Below are 18,351 nucleotides of genomic sequence, written 5' to 3' on the forward strand. Positions count from 1 at the left end.
TTGGGTAACACTAACTGGAGGACCGAACCGACTACCGTTGAAAAGTTAGCGGATGACCTGTGGATCGGAGTGAAAGGCTAATCAAGCTCGGAGATAGCTGGTTCTCCTCGAAAGCTATTTAGGTAGCGCCTCATGTATCACTGTAGGGGGTAGAGCACTGTTTCGGCTAGGGGGTCATCCCGACTTACCAAACCGATGCAAACTCCGAATACCTACAAGTGCCGAGCATGGGAGACACACGGCGGGTGCTAACGTCCGTCGTGAAAAGGGAAACAACCCAGACCGTCAGCTAAGGTCCCAAAGTCATGGTTAAGTGGGAAACGATGTGGGAAGGCTTAGACAGCTAGGAGGTTGGCTTAGAAGCAGCCACCCTTTAAAGAAAGCGTAATAGCTCACTAGTCGAGTCGGCCTGCGCGGAAGATGTAACGGGGCTCAAACCATGCACCGAAGCTACGGGTATCACCTTCTGGTGATGCGGTAGAGGAGCGTTCTGTAAGCCTGTGAAGGTGAGTTGAGAAGCTTGCTGGAGGTATCAGAAGTGCGAATGCTGACATGAGTAACGACAATGCGAGTGAAAAACTTGCACGCCGAAAGACCAAGGTTTCCTGCGCAACGTTAATCGACGCAGGGTTAGTCGGTCCCTAAGGCGAGGCTGAAAAGCGTAGTCGATGGAAAACAGGTTAATATTCCTGTACTTCCGATTGTTGCGATGGAGGGACGGAGAAGGCTAGGCCAGCTTGGCGTTGGTAGTCCAAGTTTAAGGTGGTAGGCTGGGATCTTAGGCAAATCCGGGATCCCAAGGCCGAGAGCTGATGACGAGTTGCCTTTAGGCGACGAAGTGGTTGATGCCATGCTTCCAAGAAAAGCTCCTAAGCTTCAGACAATCGGGAACCGTACCCCAAACCGACACAGGTGGTTAGGTAGAGAATACCAAGGCGCTTGAGAGAACTCGGGTGAAGGAACTAGGCAAAATGGCACCGTAACTTCGGGAGAAGGTGCGCCGGCGAAGGTGAAGGGTTTACCCCGTAAGCTTTTGCCGGTCGAAGATACCAGGCCGCTGCGACTGTTTATTAAAAACACAGCACTCTGCAAACACGAAAGTGGACGTATAGGGTGTGACGCCTGCCCGGTGCCGGAAGGTTAATTGATGGGGTTAGCGCAAGCGAAGCTCTTGATCGAAGCCCCGGTAAACGGCGGCCGTAACTATAACGGTCCTAAGGTAGCGAAATTCCTTGTCGGGTAAGTTCCGACCTGCACGAATGGCGTAACGATGGCGGCGCTGTCTCCACCCGAGACTCAGTGAAATTGAAATCGCTGTGAAGATGCAGTGTATCCGCGGCTAGACGGAAAGACCCCGTGAACCTTTACTATAGCTTTGCACTGGACTTTGAATTTGCTTGTGTAGGATAGGTGGGAGGCTTTGAAGTGGGGACGCCAGTTCTCATGGAGCCATCCTTGAAATACCACCCTGGCAACTTTGAGGTTCTAACTCAGGTCCGTTATCCGGATCGAGGACAGTGTATGGTGGGTAGTTTGACTGGGGCGGTCTCCTCCCAAAGAGTAACGGAGGAGTACGAAGGTGCGCTCAGACCGGTCGGAAATCGGTCGTAGAGTATAAAGGCAAAAGCGCGCTTGACTGCGAGACCCACACGTCGAGCAGGTACGAAAGTAGGTCTTAGTGATCCGGTGGTTCTGTATGGAAGGGCCATCGCTCAACGGATAAAAGGTACTCCGGGGATAACAGGCTGATACCGCCCAAGAGTTCATATCGACGGCGGTGTTTGGCACCTCGATGTCGGCTCATCACATCCTGGGGCTGAAGCCGGTCCCAAGGGTATGGCTGTTCGCCATTTAAAGTGGTACGCGAGCTGGGTTTAGAACGTCGTGAGACAGTTCGGTCCCTATCTGCCGTGGACGTTTGAGATTTGAGAGGGGCTGCTCCTAGTACGAGAGGACCGGAGTGGACGAACCTCTGGTGTTCCGGTTGTCACGCCAGTGGCATTGCCGGGTAGCTATGTTCGGAAGAGATAACCGCTGAAAGCATCTAAGCGGGAAACTTGCCTCAAGATGAGATCTCACTGGGATCTAGAATCCCCTGAAGGGCCGTCGAAGACTACGACGTTGATAGGTTGGGTGTGTAAGCGCTGTGAGGCGTTGAGCTAACCAATACTAATTGCCCGTGAGGCTTGACCATATAACACCCAAGCAATTTGCTCATGCAGATTGCGGTGGTGAAGACGAAACGCCGAAGATTCGTACACAAACATCACATATCCGAATTTGCTGGGCCGTTCATCTGGACGTTCTGGCTACAGAATTTCTTGACGACAATAGAGCATTGGAACCACCTGATCCCATCCCGAACTCAGTAGTGAAACGATGCATCGCCGATGGTAGTGTGGGGTCTCCCCATGTGAGAGTAGGTCATCGTCAAGATTCATTTCGCAAAACCCCTATCTGCGCGAGCAGGTAGGGGTTTTGTCTTTTCCGGCCGAGCACGGTTCCTTGTAGGAGCGGCCTTGTGTCGCGAAAGGGCTGCGAGCGGCCCCAGATCTCAGCTTCGCAGCCGATATTGCCGGGCCAGCTATGCTGGCCTTTCGCGACACAAGGCCGCTCCTACGACGACGGCGCAACGTCAATTCAACGCGGCCCCAAATATCTGCCCGCGCCACGATCACCGAAATTTTCACCCCATCCGCCGCTCCGGCGCCGCAGCAAGGCCGTTCCTACGGCGATGTCAAACTATAAAATCAAAACACTACAGATAATGATTCGTATTTGCTAGAGTGCGTGATTGAACCTATTCCATCACGCCCAGCAGGTCCGCTCATGCTTATCCCTAACGTCCCCCGCAAAAATACGTTTAATTCCGTGTGGCTGCCGATCGGGCTGGTCGCGAGTATCTCAACACCGTTCGCCTTGGCAGAAACGGCGCTGGAGAACCAGCAACCGGCTAGCGCAAGCGATAGCCCGGGCGTCGTTCTGGAGTTGGAGGAAACTGCGATCTCGGCAAGCGCCGATGCCTCGCGAGAAGGCTTGATACCTGAATATGAGGGTGGTCAGGTGGCCCGCGGTGGGCGCGTGGGTATCCTGGGCAACAAGGATTACATGAGTACGCCATTCACCTCGACGTCCTACACCAATCAGCTGATTCGGGATCAACAGGCACAAAGTGTCGCCGATATCCTTCAGAACGACCCGTCGGTGCGCATTGCCCGTGGTTTCGGCAACTTCCAGGAACTCTACGTAATGCGCGGCTTCCCTCTGTATTCCGATGACATTGCTTACAACGGCTTGTACGGGTTACTGCCACGCCAGTATGTGGCTGCCGAATTTATCGAGCGGGTGGAGGTGTTCCGCGGCGCCAACGCCTTCCTCAACGGTGCGGCGCCGGGCGGTACCGGGATCGGCGGTGCGATCAATATCCTGCCCAAGCGCGCCCCCAACGAGGCGCTGACCCGTTTGACTGTAGGTGCCGAGAACAATGGCTTTGGTACCGCCGCCGCGGATCTGGCACGACGCTTTGGCGAAGAGGATCGCTTCGGCGTGCGCGTCAATGTGGCCAAGCGCGGAGGCGAGACTGCGGTAGAAGACCAGGACCGTAGCCTGGACATGTTCGCTCTGGGCCTGGACTATCAAGGCGAGCGCTTGCGTTTGTCCGCAGATGTCGGCCATCAATATCACTTCATCGACAACCCATTGCCCAGCGTCACGCCGACGGGCAGAGTGCCGAGCCCGCCCGATGCAGACAAGAACTACGGGCAGTCGTGGACCTATTCGAAAGAGAAGCAGACGTTCGGCACCTTTCGCGCGGAGTACGACCTGAGCGACGCTGTCACCACGTGGGCAGCGATCGGCATGCGCAAAGGCGAAGAGAAGAACGTGCTCGCCAACCCCTCTTCCAATGCCGCAGGCGTAACCCGAGCCAATCGTTTCGACAACTATCGCGAAGAAACCATCACTACCGGCGAAGTCGGGATGCGCTTCAACCTGCAGACCGGCCCGGTGTCGCACCAGTGGGTGGTGTCGGGTGCGATGTTCGACAGCAAGGATCGAAACGCGTGGGCGGGTAACTTCGGCGGCTTCGCCGGTGACCTGTATGATCCCGCAGATTTTGCTAAACCGGACAATGTGAGCTTCAGCGGTTCCATGTCCGATCCGCACATCACTGCCCGCACGTACACGCAAAGTATCGCAATCGCCGACACGCTTGGCTTCTTTGATGATCAACTGCTGCTGACGCTCGGTGCTCGTCGTCAGGGCATGGATGTGACCGGTTATGACTACAACAGTGGCGACAAGACGTCGAAATACAACCGCTATGAGACCACACCTGTTGCGGGTGCTGTATACCAACTGAACGAGCAGTTCTCGGTATATGCCAATTACATCGAAGGGCTGACCAAGGGTGATACGGCCAGCGCCACCACAACCCTGCCTGACGGCTCTAGCGCGCCTGTTCTAAATGCTGGTCAGTCACTCGCACCGTATGTCGCCAAACAGACCGAGTTCGGCGTGAAATACGATGGCGGTGCTCTGGGCGGTAGCCTCGCAGTGTTCGAAACGCGCAAGCCTGTAGGTATTGTCGAGAATCAGGTATTCAAGGATGGCGGCGAACAACGTAACCGCGGCATCGAACTGTCGCTGTTTGGCACACCAATTCAACGCGTGCGCCTGCTCGGTGGGGTAACACTGCTTGACGCAGAACTGAGCAAGACTCAAAACGGTGAAAACGACGGCAACGAGCCGATCGGCGTGCCTAAGGTGCAAGCAAACATCGGCGGCGAATGGGATGTGCCCGGCGTCGACGGCCTGACCCTGACCAGTCGCGTTGTCTACACCAGCAGTCAATACGTAAACAACGCCAACAGCCTCGAGATCCCCTCCTGGACCAGGTTTGATCTGGGCGCGCGGTACGGCTTTAAAGTCGATGACAAGGATGTAACCTTGCGCGCGCGGCTGGATAACGTTGCGGGCCGTAACTATTGGGCTTCAACTGGCGGCTACCCCGGCTCGAACTACCTGGTGCTGGGCGCCCCGCGCACGTTTTCGGTCAGTGCGTCGGTAGATTTCTGATGATTTGATCCTGCCTGGAGTTTTGTACAGCCGGGTTGTCATACTGCAAACAGGCCTCGCTTTGGTAGTACCCGCAAAGGGAAATATCCACCTAAAGCTTGAAAGGCAGTTCTAGTCGATCAGACAGGGGCTGTGCTGACGACCGCTCCAGACTTCGCCGCTTCGGCAATGGCCTCAGTGATGATCAGATTTCTGAGGCCATCGCGCACCGTGACCAGCGGCGCTTCAAGCCCCTGAATCATCCGGCAGAAATGCTCGAGCTGAAGCTCCAGTGGATCCCGACGTTCAACACCGGCGGTCGCCGTTTGAAAAGGCTTGAACCATGAGCGCTCTTCAGCGCGGGCATAGTATTTGAGGCGCATTGTGGGCACTGCAAGCGACCCGTTCTTGCCGCTGATTACATAGCAGTCTTCATCGGCGTAAGCGGCGTAGCTCGCATTCTCCTGGGACGTCTGCTCCCAACTGCGGGCACACCCCGCAGAGTCCGACAGCAGAAACGAGCCCAGGGCTCCGTTGGCAAAGCGCAGGCCGATACACACCGTGTCTTCGACCGGAAAGTTGCGCGCGGCACTCGACTGCATGGCCTGGACGGCAACGATCTCTCCGCACAGCGAGCGCAAGTTGCCGATCTCGTGAATCATGTTGATCAGGATCGGGCCGCCACCTTCCTGGCGCCGCCACACGGCCGCATCGAAGTAGTCATCCGGCTTGTAGAACAGCGCGCTGCCCTGCACGGCAACAATCTCGCCGAGCACGCCTTCGCCGATGATCTCCCGTGCCTTGGCCAGCACAGGGCTATGTGCTCGATGGTGCCCGACCAGCAGACGCGCACCCTTTGCGGTTGCCGCAGCGAGCAGACGCTTACCTTCTTCAACGCTGTGGGCGACGGGTTTTTCGATCAAGGCGGCAACGCCTGCCTCGACGCATTGCAACGCCTGCGCAACATGCAGCGCATTGGGCGTGGCAAGGATAACGCCGTCCGGTTTGACGTTGTCGAACAAGGCCGCCAGATCTGCATACTGAGGAACGCCCAGAGCGGTCAGGTAATCGTCCGGGATCGTTACCGGATCAACAACGGCAACCAGTTCACAAGACAGGCTCGCTTGAACAAGTTCGATATGGCGGCGACCGATCATGCCGACGCCGGCCACTGCAATTCTGATTCTGGACATGATTTGATCTTCACAGTTGTTTTTGTGTTCCTGAGGAGCAGCGCTGGCTCATCAGGTGCTGTTAGGATCCAGCCTACTATCGCCGGCGAAGGTCATAATGGGCTCAGATGAAATATCAGAATTCTCAATTACTGAACAATGACCCGTTCCTGCGTGACCTTTTGCTCTTCACTGCGATCGCCCGCTGTTCGAGCTTCGTCAGCGCAGGGGCTGAGTTGGGGATCTCGCCAGCGCACGTCAGCAAGCGCATCGCGACACTTGAGCAAAGCCTCAACTGCAAGCTGTTCAACCGCACGACGCGCCGCGTCACCATCACCCGTGAAGGCGAGGCGATGCTGGTCTGGGCCAAACAGATTGTGGAAAACGTCCACGGCATGCTGGAAACGTCCCATGGAGACCGGGTAGAGCCCAGAGGGCTGCTGCGGATCAGCACCAGTCAACGACTGGGCCGTTTCCACGTGGCACCCATTCTCGGCCTGCTGCGTAAGCGCTACCCAGGACTTGAGGTCTGGATCGAGTTGATGGACAGGCGCACGGACCTGATCGGTGAACAGTTCGATATCGATATTCGAGTAGGGGAGGTGACCGAGCAGCATCTGATTGCCCACAAGATCGCCAGCAGCCAGAGGATTCTGTGCGCCGCCCCGAGCTATGTCGCGGAGCGAGGCCATCCAGCTTCACTGGCTGATCTGGCACAGCACGAGTGCCTGTTGTTGCGCGACAGGGACAGTAGCTTTGGTTTGTGGCGTCTAGAGGGGCCAGCTGGCATGGAGACCGTCAAGGTGACCGGGCCTATGGCATCGAACAACAGCGACATCGTGCGCGAGTGGGCGCATGAGGGGCTGGGCATCATCATGGCCTCCACATGGGACGTCGCCCCCAGTTTCGCGCAGGGCAAGCTCATGCGACTGCTGCCTGCTTGGCATCAGGTTGCGGATATTTCCGCGGTCACGACGGTCCGTGCTTCACAGTCGGAGAAAATCAAAGTGTGCCTTGAGTTTCTGACTGAACAGTTGACGGCTGGTGCTTATGCGCTTGAGGGCATAACTGACTGAGCAGCACATCAAAGTGCACTGCTTTGCTGGAGAAAACGTTCAAACTGTAGAAACTAAAAAGCCCGCAATCAGCGGGCTTTTGGGATGTTGCGTAGACGCCGGTAAGGCGTCTATGTATTGCGTTTGGTGCCCCGAGGGAGACTCGAACTCCCACTCCTTTCGAAAACGGATTTTGAATCCGCCGCGTCTACCAATTCCGCCATCAGGGCTTGTGGGGCGGCAGTATAGAGAGGCTCCGCGGGTCGGTCAATCGGCTTTCATGGAGAATTTTCACAGGTTGGGCTAAACTTTGCGGCCCTGTCGAACCGAACACAATCATGCGCGTCGCCGATTTTTCCTTCGAACTCCCCGATTCCCTGATCGCCCGCCACCCACTGGCCGAGCGCCATGGCAGCCGACTGCTGGTTCTTGATGGACCGAGCGGCGCGCTGGCTCATCAGCAATTCACCGATCTGCTCGAACACCTGCGCCCAGGTGACCTGATGGTGTTCAACAACACCCGGGTGATCCCGGCGCGGTTGTTTGGCCAAAAAGCCTCGGGCGGCAAGCTCGAAGTGCTGGTCGAGCGCGTGCTCGACAGCCACCGGGTGCTGGCCCATGTGCGTGCAAGCAAGGCGCCCAAGGTCGGTACACAGTTGCTCATCGACGGCGGCGGCGAGGCAGAGATGGTCGCCCGCCATGACACGCTGTTCGAGCTCCGTTTCAGCGAAGAAGTGCTGCCGCTGCTCGATCGCGTCGGCCATATGCCGCTGCCGCCGTATATCGATCGCCCGGACGAGGGCGCCGACCGCGAGCGCTATCAGACTGTTTATGCCGAGCGCGCAGGTGCCGTCGCGGCGCCAACCGCAGGCCTGCACTTCGACCAGCCGCTGCTCGAGAAAATCGCAGCCAAGGGCGTCGAGAGTGCGTTCGTTACCTTGCATGTGGGCGCCGGCACCTTCCAGCCGGTGCGGGTCGACAAGATCGAAGACCACCATATGCACAAGGAATGGCTTGAAGTCAGCCAGGAGGTAGTCGACGCCGTGGCCGCGTGCCGTGCGCGTGGCGGCCGAGTGGTTGCCGTCGGCACCACCAGCGTGCGCTCGCTGGAGAGTGCCGCGCGTGATGGCCAGCTCAAGGCGTTCAGCGGCGACACCGACATCTTTATCTACCCGGGCCGGCCGTTCCATGTGGTCGATGCCCTGGTCACCAACTTCCACCTGCCGGAGTCCACGCTGCTGATGCTGGTCTCGGCCTTCGCCGGTTACCCCGAGACCATGGCGGCCTACGCCGCTGCGGTCGAGCATGGCTACCGCTTCTTCAGTTACGGTGATGCAATGTTCATCACCCGCAATCCGGCGCCGCGCGGCCCCGAGGATCAAGCATGAGTCGCACCTGTCGTATGTCCTTCGAACTGCTGGCCACCGACGGCAAGGCCCGTCGTGGCCGCCTGACCTTCCCCCGTGGCACGGTCGAGACCCCGGCGTTCATGCCGGTGGGCACCTATGGGACGGTCAAGGGCATGCTGCCGCGTGACATCGAGGCCACCGGCGCCGAGATCATTCTCGGCAACACCTTCCACCTGTGGCTGCGCCCGGGCACCGAGGTGATCAAGAAGCACAACGGCCTGCACGATTTCATGCAGTGGAAAGGCCCGATTCTGACCGACTCCGGTGGCTTCCAGGTGTTCAGCCTGGGCGCCATGCGCAAGATCAAGGAAGAGGGCGTGACCTTCGCCTCGCCAGTCGATGGCTCCAAGGTGTTCATGGGCCCGGAAGAGTCGATGCAGGTCCAGCGTGATCTGGGCTCGGACATCGTGATGATCTTCGACGAATGCACGCCGTACCCGGCCGAGCATGACGTCGCGCGCACCTCGATGGAGCTGTCGCTGCGCTGGGCGCAGCGCTCCAAGGACGCCCACGCCGACAACACTGCGGCGCTGTTTGGCATCGTTCAGGGCGGCATGTATCAAGACTTGCGGGAACGCTCGCTGGAGGCGCTGGTCAACATCGACTTCGACGGCCTGGCGATTGGTGGCCTGTCGGTCGGTGAGCCTAAGCACGAGATGATCAAGGTGCTCGATTACCTGCCGGCGATGATGCCCGCTGACAAACCTCGTTACCTTATGGGGGTAGGCAAACCCGAGGATCTTGTGGAGGGTGTGCGCCGCGGCGTCGACATGTTCGACTGCGTGATGCCGACGCGCAATGCGCGCAACGGCCATCTGTTCATCGACACCGGGGTGATCAAGATCCGCAACGCGTTCCATCGCCATGATGATTCGCCGCTGGATCCGACCTGCGATTGCTATACCTGCAGCAACTTCTCGCGCGCCTATCTGCACCACCTGGACAAGTGCGGCGAAATGTTGAGCAGTATGTTGAATACAATCCACAACTTGCGTCATTACCAGCGCCTGATGGCCGGTTTACGCGAGGCTATTCAACAAGGTAAATTGGCCGCCTTTGTCGACGCCTTCTATGCCAAACGCGGGCTTGCTGTGCCGCCTTTGGACTGACTGTAACCGTTTGCCAACCCAACACGTTGCAACATAACAACTGGAGTGTCACATGAGCTTTTTGATCCCCGCCGCCTACGCGGACGCCGCAGCCCCTGCCGCTGCCCCTATGGGTGGCGGTTTCGAATGGATTTTCCTGGTCGGCTTCCTGGTCATCTTCTACCTGATGATCTGGCGTCCACAGGCCAAGCGCGCCAAAGAGCAGAAGAACCTGCTGGGCAACTTGCAGAAAGGCGACGAAGTTGTCACCAACGGCGGCATCGCCGGCAAGATCGTCAAGGTTTCCGATGACTTCGTGGTACTGGAAGTGTCCGACACCGTCGAGATGAAGTTCCAGAAGGGCGCCGTGGCTGCGACCCTGCCTAAAGGTACGCTCAAGGCTATCTGAGGTACCGGTTTTACTTTTTCCAGTCGGGGCGCGCAAAGCGCCCCGCGTCTTGAACGGGCGGCGTGATGCTGAACAAATATCCTCTGTGGAAATACGCACTGATCGTGCTGGTGCTGGCGATCGGTTTCATTTATTCCGCTCCCAACCTCTATCCGGATGATCCGGCTGTACAGATCAGTGGTGCCAGCTCGGCGCTGCAGGTCAACCAGGCCGACCTCGATCGCGTCAACAAGGCGCTGACCGAAGCGGGTATCACCGTGAAGGGCACTAGCCTGGGCGAGAAGGGCAGTGGCTTGGTACGCCTGACCGACCAGGAAGACCAACTGCCAGCCAAGGATGTGGTGCGCAAGGCCCTGGGCGATGACTACGTCGTGGCCCTGAACCTGGCCCAGACCACCCCGCAGTGGCTGCGTAACCTGGGTGCAAGCCCGATGAAGCTCGGTCTGGATCTGTCCGGTGGTGTGCACTTCCTGCTCGAAGTGGACATGGACAAGGCCATGAGCGCGCGCATGAAGGTCTACGAAGGCGAAGTGAAGACCCTGTTGCGCAAAGAGCGCATCCGCTACCGCAGCCTGCCTCAGCAGGATGGCGGCATCGTGCTGGGCTTCTCTGACGACGCCACCCGCGAACAGGCCCGTGCCCTGATTCGCAAGAGCTTCACCGATTTCGACCTGACCACCACCGAGCGCAACGAGCTCGCTGTGCTGCGTCTGGCGCTGACCCCGGCCAAGGTTGCCGAGATCCGCGAATACTCGATCAAGCAAAACCTGACCACCGTGCGTAACCGGGTCAACGAACTGGGTGTGGCCGAGCCGCTGGTGCAGCGTCAGGGTGCCAACCGTATCGTGGTCGAGCTGCCAGGCGTGCAGGACACTGCCGAAGCCAAGCGCATCCTCGGCAAGACCGCCAACCTCGAGTTCCGCTTCGGTGCCGAACCAGGTGCCTCCAAGGCCACTACCGAGGTCTTCGAATTCCGTGACGGCGGCCGTTCGGCGCCGGTCGAGCGTGGTTTGATCATTACCGGTGACCAGGTCACCGACGCCCAAGCCAGCTTCGACGAGCAAGGCCGGCCACAGGTCAACATCCGCCTCGATGGCCATGGCGGCGAGTTGATGAGCCGCGCGACGCGCAGCAACGTCGGCCGCAGCATGGCAGTAATCTTCATCGAGCAGAAGCCGATCACTCGCTACGTCAAGCAGACCGTCGATGGCGTCGAGAAGGAAGTTGCCGTACAGAGCTTCCAGGAAGAGAAAAAGATCATCAGCCTGGCGACCATCCAATCGCCACTGGGCAGCCAGTTCCGCATCACCGGCCTCAATGGCCAGGGTGAATCGTCCGAACTGGCCCTGCTGCTGCGTGCCGGTGGTCTGGCTGCGCCGATGTACTTCGCTGAAGAGCGCACCATTGGTCCAAGCCTGGGTGCCGACAACATCACCAAAGGTGTCGATGCATCGCTCTGGGGCATGCTGTTCGTGTCCATCTTCATCATCGCCATCTACCGTGGTTTTGGCGTGATCGCGACCGTTGCCCTGACCGGCAACATGATCCTGCTGCTGGCCTTGATGTCCCTGCTGGGTGCCACCCTGACCCTGCCAGGCATCGCCGGTATCGTGCTGACCATGGGTATGGCGGTCGACGCCAACGTGCTGATCTTCTCGCGGATTCGCGAGGAGCTGAAAAACGGCATGTCGGTGCAGCGCGCCATCCACGAAGGCTTCAGCCGTGCCTACACCGCGATCATCGACGCCAACCTGACCAGCCTGCTGGTCGGCGGTATCCTCTTCGCGATGGGCACCGGGCCGGTCAAAGGCTTTGCGGTAACCATGTCCCTCGGGATTTTCACCTCGATGTTCACCGCCGTCATGGTGACCCGCGCAATGGTCAACCTGACCTGCGGCGGGCGTGACATCAAGAAGCTGTGGGTTTGAGGGAATAACCATGAAAACCATCAACTTCATGGGCGTGCGCAACGTTGCGTTCGCCGTCACTGTCCTGCTGACCATCCTGGCGTTGTTCAGCTGGTGGCAGAAGGGTTTGAACTTCGGTCTGGACTTCACCGGCGGTACGCTCATCGAGCTGACCTACGAGCGTCCGGCAGACCTCAAGCTGGTCCGCGCCGAGCTTGCTCAGTCGGGCTTCGAGGACGCCATCGTGCAGAGCTTCGGTGCGACTACCGATCTGCTGGTGCGGATGCCGGGCGACGACCCGCAACTGGGCAGCAAGGTTGCTGCAGCGCTGCAGAAAGTCGGCGGCGACAACCCGGCGACCCTCAAGCGAGTCGAGTTCGTCGGCCCGCAGGTAGGTGAAGAACTGCGTGACCAGGGCGGCCTGGGCATGCTGCTGGCGCTGGGCGGGGTACTCATCTACCTAGCCTTCCGCTTCCAGTGGAAATTCGCCGTCGGCGCGATCATCTCGCTGATCCACGACGTGGTCGTGACCGTGGGTATCCTCTCGTTCTTCCAGATCACTTTCGATTTGACGGTGCTGGCGGCAGTGCTGGCGATCATCGGTTACTCGCTGAACGACACCATCGTGGTATTCGACCGCGTGCGGGAAAACTTCCGCGTCATGCGCAAGGCCTCGCTGATCGAGAACATCAACGTCTCGACCACGCAGACCCTGCTGCGCACCATCGCTACTTCGGTTTCGACCTTGCTGGCCATCGCCGCGCTGTTGATCTTCGGGGGAGACAACCTGTTCGGCTTCTCCCTGGCTCTGTTCATCGGGGTCATGGCCGGTACCTACTCGTCGATCTACATCGCCAACGTGGTACTGATCTGGCTGAACCTGAACAGCGAAGACCTGATTCCACCGGTCAAGGCCGAGGGTGTGGACGAGCGTCCATAACCGCAAGCCGCCGCCGTTTGGCGCCAAGAGAGCCGCGAGTGTTGAACTCGCGGCTTTTTTTTTGCTCCAAGGCTGGGACAAGCGCGGGTTATGGCCCGCTGGTACGATCAGGAGGTTCACGTGAATAAATCAATGCTGGTGGGTGCTGTGCTCGGTGCCGTCGGTGTAACTGCCGCAGGCGCAATGGCGACCTACAGCTTGGTGAACAAAGGCCCAGAGGTCGCCGAGGTGACCGACGTGCAGCCGATCAAGCAGCAGGTCAAGACTCCACGTGAAGTGTGCAAGGACGTGACCGTGACGCGCCAGGCGCCGGTCAAGGATCAACATCAGATTGCCGGTACCGTGGTCGGCGCGTTGGCGGGTGGCTTGCTCGGCAACCAGATCGGTGGCGGCACCGGCAAGAAGATTGCCACCGTGGCCGGTGCGGTCGGCGGCGGCTACGCCGGTAACAAGGTGCAGGAAGGCATGCAAGAGCGTGACACCTACACCACCACCCAGACCCGCTGTAACACCGTGCATGACCTGAGCGAGAAAGTGGTTGGCTACAACGTCACCTATTCGATTGGCGACAAGGTCGGCAAAGTGAAGATGGACCACGAGCCAGGTTCGACTATCCCGCTGGACGAGAATGGCAAGCTGGTGCTGAGCAAGTCGCAGTAATCTGTAGGAGCGGCCTGCCGGGGCGCCGGACCGGTCGGGAAGGGTCGCGCAGCGGCCCCAAGATCTGTGCAGCACCAAAGAATGCCGGGCCAGCTACGCTGGCCTTTCGCGACACAAGGCCGCTCCTACAGGGGTCGAGTCTCAACGTACTCGTATAAAAAAAGCACCCCGTGGGGTGCTTTTTTGTGGCTGACCGGCGCTTAGCGCTTCAGCGATTGTGGTACGTGCGGCTGGATGGCAGTCAGCACGGCTTTGAAGCACTTGATGTTGCCAGCAACGATGTGGCCTTTCTCGAGGAATTCGTGGCCACCGTTGAAGTCGCTGACCAGGCCGCCAGCTTCCTGCACCAGCAGTACGCCTGCAGCCATGTCCCACTCGGACAGGCCCGACTCCCAGAACGCATCGAAACGACCGGCCGCTACATAGGCCAGGTCAAGGCTGGCAGAACCGGCGCGGCGGATGCCGGCAGTCTGGCCAGTCAGGGCGCGGATCATGCCCAGGTAGTTGTCGAGGTCGGCCATCTGGTTGTCGCGGAACGGGAAGCCGGTACCCAGCAGGGCGCCTTCAAGGCTGGTGCGCGAGCTGACGCGCAGGCGGCGACCGTTGATCTGGGCGCCACGGCCACGGCTGGCGGTGAACTCTTCCTGGCGAACCGGATCCAGTACCACTGCGTGCTCCAGGCGACCGCGGTATTTGCAGGCGATGCTCACTGCAAAGTGCGGAATGCCACGCAGGAAGTTGGTGGTGCCATCGAGCGGGTCGATGATCCACAGGTAGTCTTTGCCTTCTTCACCTGAGCCAGCGTGGAAGCCGGTCTCTTCACCCTGGATCGAGTGGTTCGGGTAGGCCTTGCGCAGAGCATCGACGATTTTCTGCTCGGCAGCGCGGTCAACCTCGGACACGTAGTCCTTGGCGTCCTTTTCGTCCACCTTGATGGTGTCCAGGCGTTCGATGGAGCGGAAAATCAGTTCACTGGCGCTGCGAGCAGCGCGCAGGGCGATAGTCAGCATAGGCTGCATGGGCGGTTCACCTGGAGATGTTAAAGAAGAAAGCCGGCCATTTTAGCAGAGTTTTTTGACAACGGCAGCGCCGCATTTGCTTTCATGGCGTAACGTCCGTCGGTTCTGTAAGATCGACCGCCCTGATATCTGCCTTTGAGAGCACCCACCGTGCTGCAAAATATTCGTGTTGTTCTGGTCAATACCAGCCACCCCGGCAACATCGGCGGCGCTGCGCGTGCCATGAAAAACATGGGCTTGTCGCGCCTGGTGCTGGTCCAGCCACAGGAGTTTCCGGCAGCTGACGCCAGCGCCCGCGCTTCTGGCGCAGACGACGTGCTCAGTGGCGCGCTGGTGGTCGACTCGCTGGAAGAGGCGCTGGTTGGCTGCAGCCTTGCGATCGGCACCAGTGCCCGCGACCGCAGCCTGCCGTGGCCGATGCTGGATCCGCGCGAGTGCGGCGCCAAGTCGGTCGAGCGTGCCACCATGGGTGACGAAATCGCTCTGGTGTTCGGTCGCGAGCATGCCGGGCTGACCAACGACGAATTGCAGCGATGTCACTTCCATGTGCACATTCCCTCGAACCCTGACTTCAGCTCGCTCAATCTGGCCGCCGCCGTGCAGGTGCTTGGCTATGAAGTGCGCATGGCCTGGCTGGCCGCGCAGGGTGCGCCGTCGATCAGTGACAAGGCCGACGCCGTCGAACTGGCGACCCTGGACGAGATGGAGCGTTTCTACGACCACCTGGAAAAAACCCTGGTGGACATCGCCTTCCTCGATCCGGACAAACCCAAGCACCTGATGGCGCGCCTGCGTCGCCTGTACGGTCGCAGTTCGGTAGAGCGTACGGAAATGAGCATTTTACGCGGCATCCTCACCGAGACTCAGAAGGTCGCTCGGGGTGAGTCGCATAAGCGGAAGGATTGAGCAATGTTCGAACGTCTGCGTGAAGATATCCAAAGCGTATTCCATCGTGACCCGGCGGCGCGTAACGCTTTTGAAGTGCTGACCTGCTATCCCGGCATGCACGCGATCTGGCTGCACCGCCTTGGCCACGCCCTGTGGACGCGTGACCTGAAGTGGCTGGCGCGGCTGGTGTCGAACTTCGGCCGCTGGATGACTGGCATCGAAATCCACCCGGGCGCGACCATCGGCCGACGCTTCTTCATTGATCACGGCATGGGGATCGTCATTGGTGAGACTGCCGAGATCGGTGACGACGTCACCCTCTACCAGGGCGTGACTCTCGGTGGTACCAGCTGGAACGCCGGCAAGCGCCACCCGACCCTGGGCAATGGTGTGGTGGTCGGTGCCGGCGCCAAGGTGCTCGGCCCATTCACTGTCGGCGCCGGAGCCAAGATCGGCTCCAATGCTGTGGTCACCAAGGAGGTTCCGCCAGGCGCCACCGCAGTGGGTATCCCAGGTCGCATTATCGTCAAGGCGCAGGAAGACTCCGAAGTCGAAGCCAAGCGCAAGGCCATGGCCGAGAAGATCGGTTTCGATGCCTATGGCGTCAGTGGCGACATGCCTGACCCGGTCGCCCGCGCCATTGGCCAGATGCTCGACCACCTGCAAGCGGTCGACGAGCGTCTGCAGGGCATGTGCGGCGCGTTGACCAAGCTGGGTAGCGACTATCACGGCAAGGCGCTGCCGGCGCTGCCCGAAGAAGATTTCGTTGACGTCGCACCGGTCGAGTCGAGGCAGCAGGCGCAGAGCGACACCCAGCCACATTGACAGCGACGATGGCGCTGGCCGTGGGCGTGTGCTCGCGGCCAGTGTCTGCTACACTCGCGCCCGCCCTTCGAGTGCAAACCCGACTAAAGCAGTAGGTCTAATAGTTGACTTAAATGCTCGGGAATCGCATACTTGCTCACATTCTGTAACTCCCGTGGTACCCATACGCCATGCGACTGACTACCAAAGGCCGATACGCAGTGACCGCCATGCTTGACCTGGCGTTGCACGCGCAGCATGGGCCGGTGTCACTGGCCGATATTTCCGAGCGCCAGGGCATCTCCCTCTCTTATCTGGAGCAGCTGTTCGCCAAGCTGCGCCGCAGCAGCCTGGTTTCCAGCGTGCGCGGCCCAGGCGGCGGCTATCAGCTGTCGCGCGGCATGGAAACCATCCAGGTTGCCCAGGTCGTCGACGCGGTCAACGAATCGGTCGACGCTACCCGTTGCCAGGGCCTGGGTGACTGCCATGCCGGTGATACCTGCCTGACCCACCACCTGTGGTGTGACCTCAGTCAGCAGATCCATGAATTCCTCAGTGGCATCAGCCTGGCCGACCTCGTCAAGCGCCGTGAGGTGCAAGAAGTCGCTCATCGCCAGGACCTGCGCCGTGTTGCAGGTCGATCCGCCCAGTTGGACAAGATTGAGACGTCCGCCGTCGACTGACATTGGTCACGAGCGACGCCACCGCCTGATAGGAGATATTCAATGAAGTTGCCGATCTACCTCGATTACTCCGCGACCACGCCGGTCGACCCACGCGTTGCCCAGAGGATGGCCGAATGCCTGCTGGTCGACGGCAACTTTGGTAACCCGGCGTCGCGCTCCCACGTGTTTGGCTGGCGCGCTGAAGAAGCGGTCGAAAACGGCCGTCGCCAGGTGGCCGAGCTGATCAACGCCGACCCGCGTGAAATTGTCTGGACCAGCGGTGCCACCGAGTCCGACAACCTCGCGATCAAAGGCGTTGCGCACTTCTATCAGACCAAGGGCAAGCACATCATCACCTCCAAGATCGAGCACAAAGCCGTGCTCGATACCGCTCGCCAGCTCGAGCGCGAAGGTTTTGAAGTGACCTATCTCGAGCCAGGCGAAGACGGCATCGTTACCCCGGGCATGGTTGAAGCGGTGCTGCGCGACGACACCATTCTGGTCTCGCTGATGCACGTCAACAACGAAGTTGGCTCGATCAACGACATCGCTGCAATCGGTGAACTGACCCGTGCCCGCGGCGTGCTGTTCCACGTTGACGCTGCACAATCGGCCGGCAAGGTCGAGATCGACGTGCAGAAGCTCAAGGTCGACCTGATGTCGTTCTCCGCGCACAAGGCCTACGGCCCTAAAGGTATCGGCGCGCTGTACGTCAGCCGCAAACCGCGCGTGCGTCTGGAAGCAATCATTCACGGCGGTGGTCACGAGCGCGGCATGCGTTCCGGCACCCTCCCTACGCACCAGATCGTCGGCATGGGTGAGGCATTTGCCATCGCCAAGCAGGAGATGGCCAGCGAGAACGCCCGCATCAAGGCGCTGAGCGATCGCTTCTTCAAGCAGGTTTCCAACCTCGAAGAGCTGTACGTCAACGGCAGCCAAACTGCGCGCGTGCCGCACAACCTGAACCTGAGCTTCAACTACGTTGAAGGCGAGTCGCTGCTGATGGCCCTCAAGGACATCGCGGTATCGTCCGGTTCGGCCTGCACCTCCGCTTCGCTCGAGCCGTCGTACGTACTGCGCGCCCTGGGCCGCAACGACGAGCTGGCACACAGTTCGATCCGCTTCTCCTTCGGCCGCTTCACCAGCGAAGAAGAAGTCGACTACGCCGCGCAGGAAGTCTGCAAGGCTGTCACCAAGCTGCGCGAACTCTCGCCGCTGTGGGACATGTACAAAGACGGCGTCGATATCTCCAAGATCGAGTGGGCCGCCCACTAAGCAGT

General features: G+C 59.5%; 14 protein-coding genes, 1 tRNA gene and 2 rRNA genes (1 of these 17 running past the window's edge). 14 read left to right on the forward strand and 3 right to left on the reverse strand.

The genetic code is table 11. From position 1 onward, the window contains the following. From CXQ80_RS03890 to CXQ80_RS03900, 3 genes are all read left to right on the forward strand, one after another. Positions 1-2,194, forward strand: a 23S ribosomal RNA gene (locus CXQ80_RS03890); it begins 699 nt to the left of the window's first position. A 126-nt stretch (positions 2,195-2,320) separates the two neighbouring features. After that, positions 2,321-2,436, forward strand: a 5S ribosomal RNA gene (rrf, locus tag CXQ80_RS03895). Between the two features lie 393 nt (positions 2,437-2,829). After that, positions 2,830-5,076 (forward strand): TonB-dependent siderophore receptor, encoded by a 2,247-nt coding sequence (locus CXQ80_RS03900; protein ID WP_101316660.1) that lies wholly within the window; start codon positions 2,830-2,832, stop codon positions 5,074-5,076. A 119-nt stretch (positions 5,077-5,195) separates the two neighbouring features. Here CXQ80_RS03900 and CXQ80_RS03905 read toward each other — a convergent pair whose 3' ends face one another. Next, positions 5,196-6,248: a Gfo/Idh/MocA family protein gene (locus CXQ80_RS03905; RefSeq protein WP_101316662.1), complete on the reverse strand. Its 1,053-nt coding sequence runs from the start codon at positions 6,246-6,248 to the stop codon at positions 5,196-5,198. A gap of 107 nt (positions 6,249-6,355) precedes the next feature. Here CXQ80_RS03905 and CXQ80_RS03910 point away from each other — a divergent pair, with 107 nt between their 5' ends. Continuing rightward, on the forward strand, positions 6,356-7,303 hold the full coding sequence (locus CXQ80_RS03910) for a LysR substrate-binding domain-containing protein (RefSeq protein ID WP_101316664.1): 948 nt from the start codon (positions 6,356-6,358) through the stop codon (positions 7,301-7,303). A 124-nt stretch (positions 7,304-7,427) separates the two neighbouring features. On the opposite strand, the gene CXQ80_RS03915 is transcribed toward CXQ80_RS03910, so the two are convergent. Then, a tRNA-Leu gene (locus CXQ80_RS03915) sits at positions 7,428-7,512 on the reverse strand. A 108-nt stretch (positions 7,513-7,620) separates the two neighbouring features. On the opposite strand from CXQ80_RS03915, the gene queA reads away from it, so the two are divergent. The 6 genes from queA to CXQ80_RS03945 all read left to right on the forward strand — a co-directional run bounded on the left by queA (position 7,621) and on the right by CXQ80_RS03945 (position 13,695). Continuing rightward, entirely contained in the window at positions 7,621-8,670 is a 1,050-nt protein-coding gene (queA, locus tag CXQ80_RS03920) for a tRNA preQ1(34) S-adenosylmethionine ribosyltransferase-isomerase QueA (RefSeq protein ID WP_101316666.1), read from the forward strand. Positions 8,671-8,684: 14 nt separating this feature from the next. Beyond that, the gene (tgt, locus tag CXQ80_RS03925; RefSeq protein ID WP_178080815.1) at positions 8,685-9,800 is read left to right on the forward strand and encodes a tRNA guanosine(34) transglycosylase Tgt; all 1,116 of its coding nucleotides are present in this window, start codon (positions 8,685-8,687) and stop codon (positions 9,798-9,800) included. A gap of 52 nt (positions 9,801-9,852) precedes the next feature. Then, on the forward strand, positions 9,853-10,188 hold the full coding sequence (gene yajC, locus CXQ80_RS03930) for a preprotein translocase subunit YajC (protein WP_101316670.1): 336 nt from the start codon (positions 9,853-9,855) through the stop codon (positions 10,186-10,188). 65 nt (positions 10,189-10,253) lie between these two features. Then, entirely contained in the window at positions 10,254-12,116 is a 1,863-nt protein-coding gene (secD, locus tag CXQ80_RS03935; protein ID WP_101316672.1) for a protein translocase subunit SecD, read from the forward strand. Between the two features lie 10 nt (positions 12,117-12,126). Continuing rightward, positions 12,127-13,035: a protein translocase subunit SecF gene (gene secF / locus CXQ80_RS03940; RefSeq protein ID WP_101316674.1), complete on the forward strand. Its 909-nt coding sequence runs from the start codon at positions 12,127-12,129 to the stop codon at positions 13,033-13,035. 120 nt (positions 13,036-13,155) lie between these two features. Continuing rightward, positions 13,156-13,695, forward strand: a complete 540-nt coding sequence (locus CXQ80_RS03945; RefSeq protein ID WP_101322948.1) for a glycine zipper 2TM domain-containing protein — start codon at positions 13,156-13,158, stop codon at positions 13,693-13,695. 200 nt (positions 13,696-13,895) lie between these two features. On the opposite strand, the gene suhB is transcribed toward CXQ80_RS03945, so the two are convergent. Next, positions 13,896-14,714, reverse strand: coding sequence for an inositol-phosphate phosphatase (suhB, locus tag CXQ80_RS03950; RefSeq protein ID WP_101316676.1), 819 nt, complete (start codon positions 14,712-14,714; stop codon positions 13,896-13,898). 150 nt (positions 14,715-14,864) lie between these two features. Between suhB and trmJ the strand changes: the two genes are divergently transcribed. From trmJ to CXQ80_RS03970, 4 genes are all read left to right on the forward strand, one after another. After that, the gene (trmJ, locus tag CXQ80_RS03955) at positions 14,865-15,620 is read left to right on the forward strand and encodes a tRNA (cytosine(32)/uridine(32)-2'-O)-methyltransferase TrmJ (RefSeq protein ID WP_101316678.1); all 756 of its coding nucleotides are present in this window, start codon (positions 14,865-14,867) and stop codon (positions 15,618-15,620) included. 3 nt (positions 15,621-15,623) lie between these two features. After that, positions 15,624-16,427 (forward strand): serine O-acetyltransferase, encoded by an 804-nt coding sequence (cysE, locus tag CXQ80_RS03960; protein ID WP_101316680.1) that lies wholly within the window; start codon positions 15,624-15,626, stop codon positions 16,425-16,427. A gap of 170 nt (positions 16,428-16,597) precedes the next feature. Beyond that, the gene (iscR, locus tag CXQ80_RS03965; RefSeq protein ID WP_101316682.1) at positions 16,598-17,089 is read left to right on the forward strand and encodes a Fe-S cluster assembly transcriptional regulator IscR; all 492 of its coding nucleotides are present in this window, start codon (positions 16,598-16,600) and stop codon (positions 17,087-17,089) included. A 42-nt stretch (positions 17,090-17,131) separates the two neighbouring features. Further along, entirely contained in the window at positions 17,132-18,346 is a 1,215-nt protein-coding gene (locus CXQ80_RS03970; RefSeq protein WP_101316684.1) for an IscS subfamily cysteine desulfurase, read from the forward strand. Positions 18,347-18,351 lie beyond the last annotated feature (5 nt).

The organism is Pseudomonas sp. 02C 26, from assembly GCF_002843585.1.
In the GTDB taxonomy this organism is placed as follows: domain Bacteria; phylum Pseudomonadota; class Gammaproteobacteria; order Pseudomonadales; family Pseudomonadaceae; genus Aquipseudomonas; species Aquipseudomonas shirazensis.

Excerpts from the sequence above, each read along its gene's own strand:
- CXQ80_RS03900 (WP_101316660.1), top strand. The coding sequence starts at position 2,830 with ATGCTTATCCCTAACGTCCCCCGCAAAAATACGTTTAATTCCGTGTGG.
- CXQ80_RS03905 (WP_101316662.1), bottom strand. The coding sequence starts at position 6,248 with ATGTCCAGAATCAGAATTGCAGTGGCCGGCGTCGGCATGATCGGTCGC.
- CXQ80_RS03910 (WP_101316664.1), top strand. The coding sequence starts at position 6,356 with ATGAAATATCAGAATTCTCAATTACTGAACAATGACCCGTTCCTGCGT.
- queA (WP_101316666.1), top strand. The coding sequence starts at position 7,621 with ATGCGCGTCGCCGATTTTTCCTTCGAACTCCCCGATTCCCTGATCGCC.
- tgt (WP_178080815.1), top strand. The coding sequence starts at position 8,685 with ATGTCCTTCGAACTGCTGGCCACCGACGGCAAGGCCCGTCGTGGCCGC.
- yajC (WP_101316670.1), top strand. The coding sequence starts at position 9,853 with ATGAGCTTTTTGATCCCCGCCGCCTACGCGGACGCCGCAGCCCCTGCC.
- secD (WP_101316672.1), top strand. The coding sequence starts at position 10,254 with ATGCTGAACAAATATCCTCTGTGGAAATACGCACTGATCGTGCTGGTG.
- secF (WP_101316674.1), top strand. The coding sequence starts at position 12,127 with ATGAAAACCATCAACTTCATGGGCGTGCGCAACGTTGCGTTCGCCGTC.
- suhB (WP_101316676.1), bottom strand. The coding sequence starts at position 14,714 with ATGCAGCCTATGCTGACTATCGCCCTGCGCGCTGCTCGCAGCGCCAGT.
- cysE (WP_101316680.1), top strand. The coding sequence starts at position 15,624 with ATGTTCGAACGTCTGCGTGAAGATATCCAAAGCGTATTCCATCGTGAC.
- iscR (WP_101316682.1), top strand. The coding sequence starts at position 16,598 with ATGCGACTGACTACCAAAGGCCGATACGCAGTGACCGCCATGCTTGAC.
- CXQ80_RS03970 (WP_101316684.1), top strand. The coding sequence starts at position 17,132 with ATGAAGTTGCCGATCTACCTCGATTACTCCGCGACCACGCCGGTCGAC.